The 14,214-nt window shown below is 68.6% G+C and carries 14 protein-coding genes; 9 read left to right on the top strand and 5 right to left on the bottom strand.

Annotation, left to right across the window (positions count from 1 at the left end; all coding sequences use genetic code 11):
- Positions 1 to 34 precede the first annotated feature (34 nt).
- A complete protein-coding gene (locus tag ACFSXZ_RS37695) occupies positions 35 to 1,993 on the bottom strand; it encodes a sigma-70 family RNA polymerase sigma factor (RefSeq protein WP_378270976.1) in 1,959 nt (652 codons plus the stop codon).
- A 330-nt stretch (positions 1,994 to 2,323) separates the two neighbouring features.
- On the opposite strand from ACFSXZ_RS37695, the gene ACFSXZ_RS37690 reads away from it, so the two are divergent.
- From ACFSXZ_RS37690 to purE, 4 genes are all read left to right on the top strand, one after another.
- Positions 2,324 to 3,655: a glycosyltransferase 87 family protein gene (locus ACFSXZ_RS37690; RefSeq protein ID WP_378270974.1), complete on the top strand. Its 1,332-nt coding sequence runs from the start codon at positions 2,324 to 2,326 to the stop codon at positions 3,653 to 3,655.
- Positions 3,656 to 3,776: 121 nt separating this feature from the next.
- On the top strand, positions 3,777 to 4,859 hold the full coding sequence (locus ACFSXZ_RS37685) for a glycosyltransferase 87 family protein (RefSeq protein WP_378270973.1): 1,083 nt from the start codon (positions 3,777 to 3,779) through the stop codon (positions 4,857 to 4,859).
- 7 nt (positions 4,860 to 4,866) lie between these two features.
- The gene (locus ACFSXZ_RS37680) at positions 4,867 to 6,048 is read left to right on the top strand and encodes a 5-(carboxyamino)imidazole ribonucleotide synthase (protein ID WP_378270971.1); all 1,182 of its coding nucleotides are present in this window, start codon (positions 4,867 to 4,869) and stop codon (positions 6,046 to 6,048) included.
- A gap of 31 nt (positions 6,049 to 6,079) precedes the next feature.
- Positions 6,080 to 6,553: a 5-(carboxyamino)imidazole ribonucleotide mutase gene (gene purE, locus ACFSXZ_RS37675; RefSeq protein ID WP_378271070.1), complete on the top strand. Its 474-nt coding sequence runs from the start codon at positions 6,080 to 6,082 to the stop codon at positions 6,551 to 6,553.
- A 104-nt stretch (positions 6,554 to 6,657) separates the two neighbouring features.
- Here purE and ACFSXZ_RS37670 read toward each other — a convergent pair whose 3' ends face one another.
- A complete protein-coding gene (locus ACFSXZ_RS37670; protein ID WP_378270969.1) occupies positions 6,658 to 7,569 on the bottom strand; it encodes an NADP-dependent oxidoreductase in 912 nt (303 codons plus the stop codon).
- A gap of 105 nt (positions 7,570 to 7,674) precedes the next feature.
- Between ACFSXZ_RS37670 and ACFSXZ_RS37665 the strand changes: the two genes are divergently transcribed.
- Complete coding sequence (locus ACFSXZ_RS37665; RefSeq protein WP_378270968.1) at positions 7,675 to 8,661, top strand: Lrp/AsnC family transcriptional regulator; 987 nt, start codon at positions 7,675 to 7,677, stop codon at positions 8,659 to 8,661.
- Positions 8,662 to 8,669: 8 nt separating this feature from the next.
- On the opposite strand, the gene ACFSXZ_RS37660 is transcribed toward ACFSXZ_RS37665, so the two are convergent.
- Positions 8,670 to 10,352 (bottom strand): class I adenylate-forming enzyme family protein, encoded by a 1,683-nt coding sequence (locus tag ACFSXZ_RS37660; protein WP_378270966.1) that lies wholly within the window; start codon positions 10,350 to 10,352, stop codon positions 8,670 to 8,672.
- A 101-nt stretch (positions 10,353 to 10,453) separates the two neighbouring features.
- On the opposite strand from ACFSXZ_RS37660, the gene ACFSXZ_RS37655 reads away from it, so the two are divergent.
- Together ACFSXZ_RS37655 and ACFSXZ_RS37650 are read left to right on the top strand one after the other, a co-directional pair.
- On the top strand, positions 10,454 to 11,617 hold the full coding sequence (locus tag ACFSXZ_RS37655) for an acyl-CoA dehydrogenase family protein (RefSeq protein WP_378270965.1): 1,164 nt from the start codon (positions 10,454 to 10,456) through the stop codon (positions 11,615 to 11,617).
- Between the two features lie 166 nt (positions 11,618 to 11,783).
- Entirely contained in the window at positions 11,784 to 12,020 is a 237-nt protein-coding gene (locus ACFSXZ_RS37650; RefSeq protein ID WP_378270963.1) for a hypothetical protein, read from the top strand.
- A 43-nt stretch (positions 12,021 to 12,063) separates the two neighbouring features.
- On the opposite strand, the gene ACFSXZ_RS37645 is transcribed toward ACFSXZ_RS37650, so the two are convergent.
- Positions 12,064 to 12,213, bottom strand: coding sequence for a hypothetical protein (locus tag ACFSXZ_RS37645; protein ID WP_378270961.1), 150 nt, complete (start codon positions 12,211 to 12,213; stop codon positions 12,064 to 12,066).
- A 357-nt stretch (positions 12,214 to 12,570) separates the two neighbouring features.
- Between ACFSXZ_RS37645 and ACFSXZ_RS37640 the strand changes: the two genes are divergently transcribed.
- Positions 12,571 to 13,095 carry a flavoprotein gene (locus ACFSXZ_RS37640; RefSeq protein WP_378270960.1) on the top strand — a complete coding sequence of 175 codons (525 nt, stop codon included), beginning with the start codon at positions 12,571 to 12,573 and terminating at the stop codon, positions 13,093 to 13,095.
- A 7-nt stretch (positions 13,096 to 13,102) separates the two neighbouring features.
- Here the strand turns inward: ACFSXZ_RS37640 and ACFSXZ_RS37635 are convergent, their stop codons facing one another.
- Positions 13,103 to 13,558, bottom strand: coding sequence for a GNAT family N-acetyltransferase (locus ACFSXZ_RS37635; protein WP_378270959.1), 456 nt, complete (start codon positions 13,556 to 13,558; stop codon positions 13,103 to 13,105).
- Positions 13,559 to 13,738: 180 nt separating this feature from the next.
- On the opposite strand from ACFSXZ_RS37635, the gene ACFSXZ_RS37630 reads away from it, so the two are divergent.
- Complete coding sequence (locus ACFSXZ_RS37630) at positions 13,739 to 14,167, top strand: GNAT family N-acetyltransferase (protein WP_378270958.1); 429 nt, start codon at positions 13,739 to 13,741, stop codon at positions 14,165 to 14,167.
- The last annotated feature ends 47 nt before the right edge of the window (positions 14,168 to 14,214 follow it).

The following is a 14,214-nucleotide window of genomic DNA, read 5'->3' as shown; positions in this document are numbered from 1 at the left end:
GCGGCCGACGCTACTCCTGCCCGCCGGGCCGGTTTCATCGCGGTGCGGAGGTCTTTTCGCTGCTCGTCTCGGGCGGAGCGGAGGGTGTCGCCGGCGGATCGGACGGGGTTTCCGTGACAGGTGGAGCGTGGCCCACCGAGACGGGGAGGTCCACCAGCGCGTGAGCGACGCCGTCCGCGGTGACCGTCCCGGTCAGTCTGCCGTCGCGGGTGCCCGGGTCGGCGACCAGCCGCAAGGCGAGCACGGCGGCCTCGCCGGGGCGGAGGCCATGGTCGATACCGCAGGTCACGGTGTCGCGGCCGACCGGGCACCCAGGGGCGATCGCGTGGATCCCCGGCGGGAGCGTGAGCTTCGCGGCGACCGCCGCGGAGGTCGTTCCGCCGTCGTTGCGGATCGTGAGCGCGAGCCGGACCGACACGCCGGCGGCCTGGATGTCGAGCCGCAGCGGCCCGATCGCGACGAGCCTCGGAGGACGTGGCGCGGGCTGCCCCGGCGGTGAGCCGGGTGGGGTCGTGCCGGGTGGGGTCGTGCCGGGTGGTTGCGGTGAGCCCGGTGGGGTCGTGCCGGGTGGTTCCGGTGAGCCCGGTGGGGTCGTCCCAGGTGGTTCCGGTGAACCGGGCGGGGTCGTACCGCCAGGCGCTGGGGACCCGGGTGGCTGGGACCCACCTGGTGCCGGGGCGCCTGGCGAACCCGGAGTGGACGGGCCGGACGGAGTCGTGCCCGGTCCGGGGGAACTCGGCTGGACGCCGGGCGAGGTGCTGCCGGGGACGACCAGGCCGGGAAGAGGGATGTTCGGCGGCGGAAACTCCGTGATGGGAGTTCCCGGGACCGGGAGGCCGGGAACGGGGCTGCCGACGGGCGGGAGCACCGACGGAACCGCGGGCGGCACGGCGGGCGTCGGCAGTTCGGGGCCTGGCGAGGGAGCGGGCTGTTGTCCGGCCTCGGGCACGGTCGCGGGGCCGCCCGTGGCCAGCGCCGTGGCGACCGCGGCGGCGATCGCGATGCCGGAGACGGCGAGTCCGACGAACTGCCGTGGCCCGCTCATCACCGCGCTCGCGCCCGATCCGCTCGCGCCCGATCCTCCCGCGGCCGGTGTGCTCGCGGCCGGCTCGTTCGCACTTGGTGTGCTCGCGCTCGGTGTGCTCGCGCTCGGGGGCATCGAGGCGCTCGACGCCATGCCCGACGTCGTGGCGGTGGATTTCAGGTAGGCGGAGGCCGCGCCGCCCAGCACGAGGGGGGCGAGAACGGTCCGCAGGGCGGTGTTGATGTCGGCGAGCTCGGCGGCCAGCGCGCGGCAGCTGTCGCAGTCGTCCAGATGCTTCTCCACCTGTGCGCGTTCACGTTTGGACAGGCCGTCACGGGTCCACGCGCCGAGCCGGTCGGCCACCGCTCGGCAGCGTTCGGCGGAAATCTGGTTGAGGTGCACCTGGAGGTAGGCCTGGCGCAGCCCTTCCCGGGCGCGATGGGCCAGTGCCGACACACCGTTGGCGCTCAGGCCCAGCAGGGGCGCGACCTCCGACGGGCCCTGGCGTTCGACCTCGGTGTGCCACAGGACGGCCTGCCAGCGTTCAGGGAGGCGGGCGAACGCCTTCGCCGCGAGTGTCCGTTCGAGGCCGGCCAGCGCGGGGTCGGCGAACGGCACGCGCAGGGTCTCGACGGCACCGCCGAGCGCGGCCATGTCGTCGCTGAGGTCGATCCGCTTGTCCTGCTTCGCTTTCGCGTAAGCGGTGTGGCGCAACGTCGTGAGGAGGTAGGCGCGAAACGCCGCGTCGGGTCCCTTGCCCGCGCGGATCGCGTCGAGCACCTTCGCGAACGCCTCGGAGACGAGGTCGTCGGCTTCGGCCCTCGACCGCGCGAGCTGGCGTGCGAGGTTCCCTGCGGCGGTGGAGTGGCGTTCGTACAGCGTGCCGTAGGCGGTGAGGTTTCCCGCCCGGACCGAGGCGATCAGGTCGGCATCACTCTGATCATCGATACCGGCGGGTTCGGCGGACACTGCTCTTTCCTCCCCGAAAGTGCGTAGCGGCGACAACGAGTGTGGCGGAAAGCGGCCAACCCGTCACCTTCCGGTGCCATTGATGACCCAGAGAGCGCAACGTCTCTCACACCAGCCTGGTGAACGGTCGTCACCCGCGCATCAGGGCACCCCGCCGAACGCACCCGTCCCCGCCACCTTTGACCTGCGGTGATTGGGGAGCAAGGGATGTTTACTACGGACTATCCGTAGTAAATCCACCTTGCTCCACTTCCCGTGAGCAGCCGGCGGGAGGCGGGCGGATTCCGGGGTCTCCGAACGGGCGAACCGGATTCGTGATTTCCTGGTGATGTGACGCAGTCCGTGTCTGCCACTCGTGAGGTCGTTGCGCACCCTCGTCTGGCATTGCGACGCTCGTTGGTCCGGCTGTCCGTGCGTCCGAGGTCGATCCTTCTGCTGTCGGCGGTTCCGGTGCTGGCGATCATGATCGGAATCCTCGGCGCGATCTTCGACTGGCGGCTCGGCGTCGACAGCGCCGTCTACCGCGCCGGGGCGCTGACGCTGATCCACGGCGATTCGCTCTACGACGCCAGCACGCTCGCCCCCGAACCCTGGTGGGCGCTTCTGCCGTTCACCTACGCGCCGTCGGCCGCGCTGCTGTTCGTCCCGCTCGCCTTGGTGCCCACCCAGATCGCCTGGGGAATGCTCACCGCGATCTCGGTTCTCTCGATGGCGCTGGTGATCCGCGTCGCGATCGGCTCGCTGCCCAAGACACCCACCACGTCGGCACGCTGGTGGTCCTCGCCCGCCCGCGCGACGCTGGTGTTTTCGGTGCTGATGCTGTGCCTGGAACCGGTCTGGCGCACGATCTTCCTCGGACAGATCAACCTGGTCCTGATGGCCATGGTGGTGCTCGACGTGCTGGTGGTCACCACGCGCGGGTCGCGGGCGGGCGGAATCCTGGTCGGGATCGCCGCGGCGGTGAAGCTGACTCCGCTCGTGTTCGTCGCGCACCTGTTCTTCACCGGCAAGCGTCGTGACGCGGTCCGCGCGCTGGCCACGTTCGTCGGCCTCCAGGCGTTCATGCTGCTGCTCATCCCGGGCGACACGATCCGCTACTGGACCAAGACGATCTACGACACCGGGCGGATCGGGCCGGTGCACTGGGCGGGCAACCAGTCGCTGAACGGCTTGATGAACCGCTTGACCGATCTGGCGCCGTGGGCGTCGAAGGCGGCGCTGGGCCTCAGTGCGCTGCTCGCGATCCCCGCGGTGTGGCTGGTGCTGCGTTTCCACCGGCGCGGCCAGGCTCTCGCGGCGTTGCTGGTCAGCGCGTTCTTCACGCTGCTCGCCTCGCCGATTTCCTGGTCGCACCACTGGGTCTGGGCGGTTCCGCTGATCGTGTTGCTGGTCTCGCGGCTCCCGCAGACCACTTTCGCGACCGCGTGGCGGCGCTGGCTCGGCACGGCCGCGGTGATCGCGGTGTTCATCAGCTGTGTCCTGCTCTTGCTGCCGAACGGGCGGAACATCGAACTGCACTGGAAGTTCTGGCAGGGAGTACTGGGCAACGCCTACATCCTGATGCCGTTCGTCCTGGCGGTGGTGCTGTGCACCCGCTGGTTCCTGTTACGGCAGCGGCGGAACGCCGCGCTCGCGGGGAGTCCCGGAGGACCAGCTGAGTGACGAGGGGTCAGGCCCGCTCAGACGGGCTGATTGGACGCACCGCCTGAGCGACAACGGCCGAGTTCCGGTCCGGTGGGGTTGGCCGCCCCGCAACGCGTTTCCTGTCGCGCTGCTTGTGCTAATGACTCTCGCGGTCGGCGTCGTCGGTTGGTCGAACGGCTGGCGGCTGGGCGCGGACAGTGCCGTCTATCGGGCCGGCGCGCTGACCTTCCTGCATGGTGAACCGCTCTACGACCTCCAGCGGCTGGCCGCGCTCCCGTCGTGGGTGGCGCTGCCGTTCACCTACCCGCCGGCCGCCGCTTTGCTGTTCGTGCCGCTGGCGGCGTTGCCGCCCGGGCTCGTCTGGGGTGTCGTGTCGGCCGCGTCGATGCTGTCGCTGGCCATCGTGATCCGGCTCTGTTCCCCCCTTCGCTCCTTCGCGCTGGCCGGGGTGACGGTGGGTGCGCTGGCGCTCGAACCGGTGTGGAAGACGCTGTTCCTGGGACAGATCAACCTGATCCTGATGACGCTGGTGATCGTGGACCTGCTCGGCCCCGCGGGGGCGCGCGGGCGCGGGGTGCTCACCGGCATCGCCGCCGCGGTGAAGCTGACACCGCTGATCTTCGTCGCGCATCTGTTCGTGATCGGCCGCACCCGCGACGGGCTTCGCGCGCTCGGTACGTTCGTCCTGCTCCAAGGCCTGATGTTCGTCCTGGCGCCCGGGGACGCGGTTCGTTACTGGACCGCCGCCGGGTTCGACCCGGGTCGTGTCGGTGGCGTGCACTGGATCTTCAACCAGTCCGTCAACGGCATGCTCAGCAGGTTCACCCGGGACGCCTCGTGGACACCGATGGGAGCCCTGCTGATCGGGGCACTCCTGGCGGTCCCGGCGGTGTGGCTGGTGCGACGGCTGCACGGCCGTGGTGACGCCCTGGGCGCGCTGCTGGTGACCGCGTTCCTCGGGTTGCTCATTTCGCCGGTTTCCTGGACACACCACTGGGTTTGGGCGGTGCCGCTGATCGCGTGGCTCTGCGTGCGGGGACGGCCCTGGCACGCGGCGGCGGTGGCCGTGCTTTTCGCCAGTTCCGTGGTGATGCTTGTGCCGAACGGGGGCACCACCGAGTTCGGCTGGGGCCCGATCTTGTCACTTCCCGGAAACGCCTACGTACTCGCCGCGGCACTCGGGATCCTCGGACTGACCGTGCGTGAGCTGCGGTTAAGGTGAGCTCATCATGGACTCTCGCACCGGGCTTCCCGTAGTCGGCATGGTGGGCGGCGGCCAGCTCGCCAGGATGACACACCAGGCCGCGATCTCGCTGGGTCAGTCGCTGCGGGTGCTGGCGGCGGACGAGAACGACTCCGCCGGTCTCGTCGCCGGTCAGGTCACCATCGGCCATCACACCGACCTCGACGCGTTGCGCGCGTTCGCGGCCGGGGTCGACGTCCTGACCTTCGACCACGAGCACGTGCCCGGCCCGCATCTGCGCACGCTGGCCGCCGAGGGCGTCGTGGTGCGTCCTGGGCCGGAGGCGCTGGCCTTCGCACAGAACAAGCTGGTCATGCGGGAACGGTTGTCGGCCACGGGATTTCCGTGCCCGCCCTACACCGCTGTGTCCGAAGTGGACGATGTGCTGAAGTTCGGTGCCGCACACTCCTGGCCCGTCGTCCTCAAAGCCACGCAGGGCGGGTACGACGGCCGTGGGGTGTGGATGCCCGGCTCCGCCGACGAAGCGCGCGAACTCGTGCCCGAACTGCTCGCCGGTGGCACCGACCTGCTCGTCGAACAGCGCGTGGACATGCGTCGTGAGCTGTCCGCACTGGTCGCGAGGTCACCGTTCGGACAGGGTGCCGCGTGGCCCGTGGTCGAAACGGTGCAGGAAGAGGGGATCAACACCGAGGTTCTCGCGCCCGCCCCCGGGCTCACTCCCGAGCAGGTCGACGAGGCGCAGGATCTCGCGTTGCGCATCGCCGCCGAGCTGGGCGTGGTGGGCCTGCTCGCGGTGGAGTTGTTCGAGACGCCCGGCGGGCTGGTGATCAACGAGCTCGCGATGCGGCCGCACAACTCCGGTCACTGGACGATGGACGGTTCGGCGACCTCGCAGTTCGAGCAGCACCTCCGGGCCGTGCTGGACTACCCCCTGGGCACGACGAACCTGCGCTCGCCGACCGTGATGGCGAACGTGCTCGGCGCGCCCGAGACGCCGAAGATGAGCCCGGACGAGCGCCTGCACCACCTGTTCGCCCGGTTCCCCGACGCGCGGGCGCACCTCTACGGCAAGGGCGAGCGGCCAGGCCGCAAACTGGGGCACGTCAACCTCGTCGGGACGGACATCGACGAGCTGCGGCCGCGGGCCAGGCTCGCCGCGCACTGGCTGTCTCACGCGGAATGGCTGGACGGCTACCGGATTCACTAGGGAGTTAGGCGTGCCGGATGTCGGCGTGATCATGGGAAGCGACTCGGACTGGCCGGTGCTCGAAGCCGCCGGCGCGGCCCTGGACGAGTTCGGTGTGTCCTACGAAGTAGGGGTCTACTCGGCGCACCGCACGCCGGGCCGGATGCTGGACTACGCGAAGGAGGCGGCGGACCGGGGGCTGAAGGTGATCATCGCGGGCGCGGGTGGCGCGGCACACCTGCCCGGGATGGTGGCGTCGGCGACGGTGCTGCCGGTGATCGGCGTGCCGGTGCCGCTGAAGTACCTCGACGGGCTGGACTCGCTGCTGTCGATCGTGCAGATGCCCGCCGGCGTTCCGGTCGCCACCGTGTCCGTCGGCGGTGCGCGCAACGCCGGCCTTCTCGCCGTGCGCATCCTCGCGGCGTCCGATCCCGCCCTGCGCGCTCGCATGGCCGACTTCCAGGCGAGCCTCGAGCAGCTCGTCCTGGACAAGGACGAGGCACTTCGCCGCCGCCTCGCGGAGTGATTCGTTGGGGAGGAAGGAGCGTTTACTACGAATCATCCGTAGTAAACGCTCCTTGCTCCCAAAAAACGCACGATTTCGGCGCTAACTCTGGCTGAACCGGCCCCTCATACGGTCACCACGATCTTTCCGCGGGCATGACCTTGTTCGCTCCGCGCGTGCGCCGCCGCGATGTCCGCGAACGGGAACACCCTGTCGATCACGGTAGGGAACTCGCCCGCCGCGGCCAACGGCACCACGGGCGCGAACGGCGCGGCGGTCGGCGCGGAGGGCCCGGTGGACGTCAGGACTCCGAGTGGTGCGGCATCGAAATCGGCGATGGTCAGCACTCGGCGTGAATCGCCGGTCAGTTCGATGCCGGTTGCCGCGAAGCCGTGCCCGGTCACGTCGTAAACCGCATCGATCGGACCACCGGCGAGAGCCCGGATTCTCGCTGCCGCGCCGGTGCCGTAGGTGACCGGGATCGCACCCAGCGCGGCCAGGTGATCGTGGTTGTGCTCGGACGCGGTCCCGATGACCGTGACGCCCCGCTTGAGAAGAAGTTGCACGACGGCGGTGCCGACCGCGCCGGCCGCTCCGTTGACCACCACGGTCCAGCCCGGCTTGACGCTCAGGGCGCTGATACCGCGTACCCCGGTTTCGACGGCGACCGGCAGCGTGACCGCGTGCACGAACGACAACGCGGCCGGCAGCACCGCGAGCGCCTCTGTGCGCGCGAGGGCATATTCCGCATAGGCGCCGGAGTCGGTGAAACCGACTACGCGATCGCCGACCGAGAAACCGTTCGTGTCCGCGCCCACGGCAGCCACGCTGCCGGCGACTTCCTTGCCGAGAATCGCGGGCAGCGAGGTGGGAAACGCGCGCTCGAGCGATCCGCTGCGAATCTTGCATTCCAGGCTGTTGATGCCGATGGCGCCGATGCGAACAAGGACCTGTCCCGGTCCGGGGATCGGTGTCGCGACATCGGCCATAACGAAGTTGTCCGCGCCGCCGAACGCGGTGAGAATCTGTGCCTTCACTGGAGCTCCTTGGATAGTCCGGCCGGCGACAAGCATCGGCCGTCTTCGGCCGGACAGGTCTCCCATGCGCCAATTCTGCAAGAATCAGACAGTGTGGGTGCTGTCGTGCGGGAATCCGTCATCTTGGACGACATCGATCGCGGGCTGCTGCACGCGTTGGTGGTCGACGGCCGGGCGTCGTTCGCGCGTATCAGCGAGGTGCTGGGGATTTCGGACCGCACGGTGGCCCGGCGCTACGGCCGGATGCGCGAGACCGACCTCGTCCGCGTTGTCGCGGAGGTCGATACCCGGGGCCTCGGCGGGGCCGAGTGGATCATCCGGGTGCACTGCAAACAGGGCTCGGCGGCGGACATCGCGCTCGCCTTGGCGCGCCGCGACGACACCCGCTGGGTGAACTTGCTTTCGGGGGGCACGGAGATCAGTGCCAGCCTGCGGTCGTGGTCACCGTCCGAACGCGACGAACTGATCCTGAATCGTCTCCAGCGCAGCGCTCAGGTGCTCTCCGTGACCGCGCACAATGTCTTGCACGTTTTCGGCGGCGGCCGGCAAGGTCTCGACGGGCCAGGTTCCCTCGGCCAGGAGCAGATCGCGGCCCTGCGCCCGGCGAAGAGCCGCGAGGAGACGACCACCTTCGCCGAGCCGGACCGTGCCCTGCTCCAGGCGCTCGCCCAGGACGGCCGTGCCTCGTACCCGGTCCTGGCCGCGGCGACCGGCTGGTCGCAGTCGCGGGTCGCGCGGCGAATCGACGCGTTGCGCGCCGCGGGACTGTTGTCCTTGGATGTCGACGTCGACACCGAACTGCTCGGCTACCGCTCCGACACCCGCCTCTGGATTTCGGTCTCGCCGGCGCACCTCGCCGAAACCGGTGCCATCATCGCGGGATATCCCGAGGTCGCGTTCTGCGCGGCGACCACCGGGCCGACCAACTTGCTGGCCTCGGCCGTCTGCCGGGACAGCACCGACCTCTACCGCTTCCTCACCGACCGGCTCGGCACGCTCCCACAGATCCACACCGTCGAAACCGCCCCGGTCATTCGCGCCATCAAGCGCGCGGGTGCCTCCTTCCGGGCCCAGAGTGCGAAGAGGAACTGAGTAGCCGTTCAGCTTTCGGTGGGCAGGGGAGAGTCCAAGCGGGCGCGGAGGTCGCGTTTGAGGATCTTGCCCGCGGCGGACACCGGGATCTCGTCGACGAAGTGGAGCTCGCGCAGCCGCTGATACGGCAGCACTTTCTCGTTGATCGCGCCGGTGAGTTCCTCCTCGGTCAGCCCGTTCGCACCGGGCGTGCGGACCACGAACGCCACCGGCAGCTCACCGACGTCGGTGCGGTGGCGGCCCACGACCGCGGCGGAGGCGACACCGGGCTGTGACATCAGTAGCTCTTCCAACTCGCGCGGGTAGACGTTGTAGCCCTTGTAGATCAGCATGTCCTTCTTGCGGTCCACAATGGACAGATAGCCGTCGGCGTCGAGAATGCCGATGTCACCGCTGTGCAGCCAGCCGTCCACCAGCGTGGCGGCGGTCTCGTCGGGACGCTCGTGGTAGCCCGCCATCACCTGCGGACCGCGGATACAGACCTCGCCCCGTTCGCCGGGCGGCAACGGGTCTTCACCGCCGTCGGCCGCCACGATCTTGATTTCGGTGTCGAACACGGGAAGGCCGACCGTGCCCGGCTTGCGGGTGGCCGAGCGTGCGCACGGGCCCTGCGTGGCGCCCATGGTCACCTCGGTCATCCCGTAGCCCTCGGCGATCACCACCCCGGGGAACCGGCGGTGCAGCGCGTCGAGCATTTCGTGGGGCATCGGGGCGGCGCCGGAGGTGATCGTCCGGACCGATGACAGGTCGCGTGTCGCGAGGTCGGGACAGGCCAGCAACGCGGCGAACAACGCCGGGGCGCCACCCAGCGAGGTCACCCGCCGCCGCTCGGCTTCGGCCAGATACGCGGGCGGATCGAACCGGTCGTGCAGCACGAGGGTGGTGCCCGACAGCATCGGTACGTTCAGGCCACCGATCGTGCCCATCGCGTGGAACCACGGGGTCAGGTTGATCATGCACCCGGTGCCCAGCCGCACCGGCCATTCGTCCTCGTCGCCGATCTGGTCGAGCACCGGATTCCCCTCGGCGTCGAGAACCGGCACCGAGCCGGATCCCCAGCAGGCGTACTGCAACGAGTTCACCACGACGTTCCGGTGGAACAGCCGCACTCCCTTCGACCGGCCGGTCGTGCCGCCGGTATAGGCCAGATGCGCGAGGGCGGTGCGGGGATCGACGACCACCTCGGGTGGATCGGCCGGGTGATTGTCGTGGAACTCGGCGAAATCCTGGTGTCCGGCCGTGAGTTCGCCGTCCGGCTCGGCGACCACGACAAGCCGGATCCGGGTCTGGTCCTTGACGTCCGCCAGCGCTTTCGCGCCGCGCCCGAAGGTGACCGCGGCGACCGCTCCGGAGTCGGCGAGCTGGGCGGCCAGGGCGGGCCAGGGAAGTAGGGGATTCGCCGGGGTGAAGGCCGCACCGGCCAGCAGGATTCCGTAGTAGGCGACCGGGTAGGCGAGACAGTTCGGCAAGTGGATCGCGATCGTGTCACCAGGCCCGAACCCGTGCGCTCTCAAGGCGTTCGCGAACCGGCAGGCGCCGCGGTAGACGTCGGCGAAGCTCAGTTCCCGGCCGCGGTGCGTGAACGCGGTCCGGTCGCCGTAACGCGCGGCGGCGCCGGCCACGATCGACCCGGCGGGTACGTCCGGATAGGTGAGCGAGCCGGCGGGGGCCAAAGGCCAAGTGATCGCCATCACCCCACCCTAGGCGCAGATTGCGGCAAACGACACAGGAGGACGCGGGTGAACGAGCGCTAACATCGGACGAGGCACGCGAGCGTGAGGAAGGTGAGCGGGTGTCGGACGAGCGTGGGCTCTACCAGCTTGCGGAAGAGCACGACGAACTGCGGGCCGCGGTGCGTGCCCTGGCGGAAAAGGAGATCGCGCCCCACGCCGCGGACGTCGACGAGCAGGAGCGGTATCCGTCCGAGGCCTACGCGGCGCTGGTCAAGTCCGGCTTCCAGGCCGTGCATATTCCCGAGGCCTACGCGGGGCAGGGTGCGGACGCGATCGCCGCGTGCATCGTGATCGAAGAGGTGGCGCGGGTCGACGCCTCGGCCTCGCTGATCCCCGCCGTGAACAAGCTGGGTACCCAGCCGATTCTGCTTTCGGCGTCCGAAGAGCTGAAGAAGCAGGTGCTGCCGTCGATCGCGTCAGGCGAGGCCGCCGCTTCCTATGCGTTGTCCGAGCGTGAAGCGGGTTCCGACACCGCGTCGATGCGCACCCGGGCCCGGCTCGACGGCGACTCCTGGGTGCTCAACGGCACGAAATGCTGGATCACCAACGCCGGCGAGTCGACCTGGTACACCGTGATGGCGGTGACCGACCCGAACGCGGAGAAGAAGTCGAACGGCATCTCGGCGTTCGTGGTCCACAAGGACGATCCGGGCTTCTCGGTCGGCCCGAAGGAACGCAAACTGGGCATCAAGGGCTCGCCGACGCGGGAGATCTACTTCGAGGACTGCACCATCCCGGCGGACCGGATCATCGGTGAGCCCGGCACCGGGTTGAAAACCGCCCTCCGAACCCTCGACCACACCCGCCCGACCATCGGCGCGCAGGCGCTGGGCATCGCGCAGGGCGCGCTGGACGCGGCGATCGCCTACGTCAAGGAGCGCAAGCAGTTCGGCAAGGCCATCGCGGACTTCCAGGGCGTCCAGTTCATGCTGGCCGACATGGGCACCAAGATCGAAGCCGCCCGTCACCTGGTCTACGCGTCGGCAGCCGCGACCGAGCGCGGCGACGCGCGCGCGGGCTTCATGGCCAGCGCCGCGAAGACCTTCGCTTCCGACACCGCCATGGAGGTCACCACCGACGCGGTCCAGCTCTTCGGCGGCGCCGGCTACACCCGCGACTTCCCGGTGGAGCGCATGATGCGTGACGCGAAGATCACCCAGATCTACGAAGGGACGAACCAGATCCAGCGCATGGTCATGGCCCGGGCGCTGCTCAAGGGCTGACCCCGTCGTGGGATCCGGGGTCGCCAATGCATTCCTGACCGCCGCTCGTACTATCCCGGAAATTCTCCGGGATCGGGCGATAATTACGCGGTGGGACGACCCGAGCGCACTTGAGGATTTCCGTGTCGGTGGCCTCGCGGGTCACCTTGCGGCGCAGGTATTGGTGGTGCCTGGCGTCCTGCGGGATGGCCAGGCCAGCGGTGCTCCGGTAAGTCTGCGCGATCACTACGAGCGTGTCGAGTGGGTCGATGCCGATATCCAGGCTCCTGAGCTACCGGACGAGGTGGTATGTCCCGTGGTCAACCTCCTCACCGACCTTTCTCTGCGCAGGCACGGGCAGGCGGCCCTGCTTCGCGCGTTGACCCGGGCGGAGCGGGCCCCGGCATCGATCTCCGCATTCTGATCAACAAATCGAGTACGGCAGCCTTGCCAGGTGGCGTGACCGCTCACCGGTTCGGTTTTTCGACTTCCCCGGTCCGGTCTCCGGTGATCCGGCGCGCTTCTTCCTCGCTTGCCGTTCGTACCACGAAGGTGCCCTTGGGCCTGAGTGTCACCACCAAACCCTCGTTGCGCAGGATTTCGGTTGCCCGTCGCATTGTCCTCGAAGGAGACCCCGGGTAGCCTCGCCGCCGCGTGGATGTATCGGGAGTCCGAGGTTCGCGACCTCCAGGCCGAAGCCATGGCCGTCGCCGAACGGCTCGGCGGCGACCGAAACGAGAACTGGAACGCCTTTGGCCCGACCAATGTGCGAATCTGGAAAGTGTCCACTCTCGCCGCCATGCAAGGAGGTGGTCGCGTGATCGAATCCGCCGGCGCGATCAGACGGCGCCGGCCGAGATCCGTTGCCGCGAGTCCACCCGTAATCTGCTCACCGACCTCATCCGTGCCTATCCTCAGCACAGCAGTCCGCCCATCCGCCTCGTCAAGGTCGCCACCGCCGCAGGAGTCACCGTATGACCGACCAGCGTGTCCTTTACGTCATCGCGTGCGCCACCCCGGCCGCGGGAGATGTCGGCAAACTGGTCGGTCTCGCCCAGGATCGGGGCTGGACGGTCTGTGTCGTCACGACGCCGAAGGGCACGCGCTTCATCGACCAGGACGCGCTTGAGCGGCAAACCGGTTTCCCGGTCCGCAGTGACTACAAGCAGCCAGGAACACCGGACCTCTTGCCCCCCGCCAACGCCATGATCGCCGCCCCCGCGAGCTTCAACACGGTGAACAAATGGGCGGCCGGGATCTCCGACACCTTGGCCGTGGGCCTGCTTACCGAAGCCGTGGGCCTTGGTCTCCCGCTGGTGGCGCTGCCGTTCCTCAACCGGGCGCAGGCCGCGCACCCGGCGTTTTCCCGGAGTGTCAAGGAACTGCGCGAAATGGGTGTCAAGGTGCTCCTCGGCGAGGAGGGCTTCACACCACGCGAGCCGGGGCACGGGGATGTGGAAGGTTTTCCCTGGGAGTTGGCCCTGAAAGCGTTGGCCTGAAACGGGTTCAGAGCAGCCTTGTCATGAAAACGCTGTTCGGGTCGGGCTGGTAGTCGGCGAAATGGTCGCAGTAGCCGAACCCGAACTTTTCGTAGAGCTTTCTGGCGGGCAGGAAGACAGCGGCCGATCCTGTCTCCAGGCTAAGCCGTTTGAAGCCCATGCGCTTGGTTTCGGCGAGGATGTGTTCCAACAGCGCGGAGGCGATCCCGCTTCGCTTGCGGTCTGCAGCGGTGCGCATCGACTTCAGTTCCGCATGGTCAGGATCCAGCCTTTTGATCGCGCCGCAGCCGACCACGGTGTTCCGCTCCATCACGGACCAGAAGGTGACTTCGGGCACGCGGAGACTGTCGAGGTCGAGGGCATGCACGCTTTCCGGAGGAGTAAGGGACCGCATCTGCCGGATGTGCTCGTCGAGAAACTCGGCGATCTGAGGCCCGGACAGGTCGTCCACAACGATTTTCATTGCGCTCGCTTATCCATCCACGCCGTCCGTGCCTCGCGCATCTCCGAGAAAGGAGTTGCCACGCAGTCACCATGATCCCAGTGTAAGCAAAACGCAAGCAGTCACTCAGAGTCCAGCCGTGCGCCCTGTCTCACCCTAAAATCACTGGCGCCGTCGGTGAAAAGGCGACACCATCGCGGCGTGGATTACGAGCTTGACGACGACCCGGCCCGTATCGACGTGGACGTGGTGTGGAGGTTCATGTCCACCGAGGCCTACTGGGGTCGCTGGCGCGATCGTGCCAAGGTCGAACGTCAGCTTGCTGGATCTTGGCGTGTGGTCGGTGCCTATCGCGCCGACACCGGCGCCATGGTCGGCTTCGCCCGCGCGGTCTCCGATGGGGTTGCCCTCGCCTACCTCGCCGACGTGTTCGTTCTTGCCGAAGCGCGCGGTGGGGGCGTTGGCAAGGCGCTGATCCGCACGATGATCGATGAGGGCCCTGGCGCTGATTTCCGGTGGATGCTGCACACCGCTGACGCCCATGGCCTCTATCGGAGTTTCGGCTTCCGCGAGCCCGATACGACCTATCTCGAGCGGCCAGGCAAACAGGCTCCGATCAGCGAGCCATGACGGCAGTTCACCGATCGACCTCGTCACTGTCCCCGGCGATTCTCGGG

The organism is Amycolatopsis pigmentata (assembly GCF_042684065.1).
GTDB classification, from domain to species: Bacteria; Actinomycetota; Actinomycetes; order Mycobacteriales; family Pseudonocardiaceae; genus Amycolatopsis_E; species Amycolatopsis_E pigmentata.
This window is presented reverse-complemented; position numbering and strand designations above follow the sequence as displayed.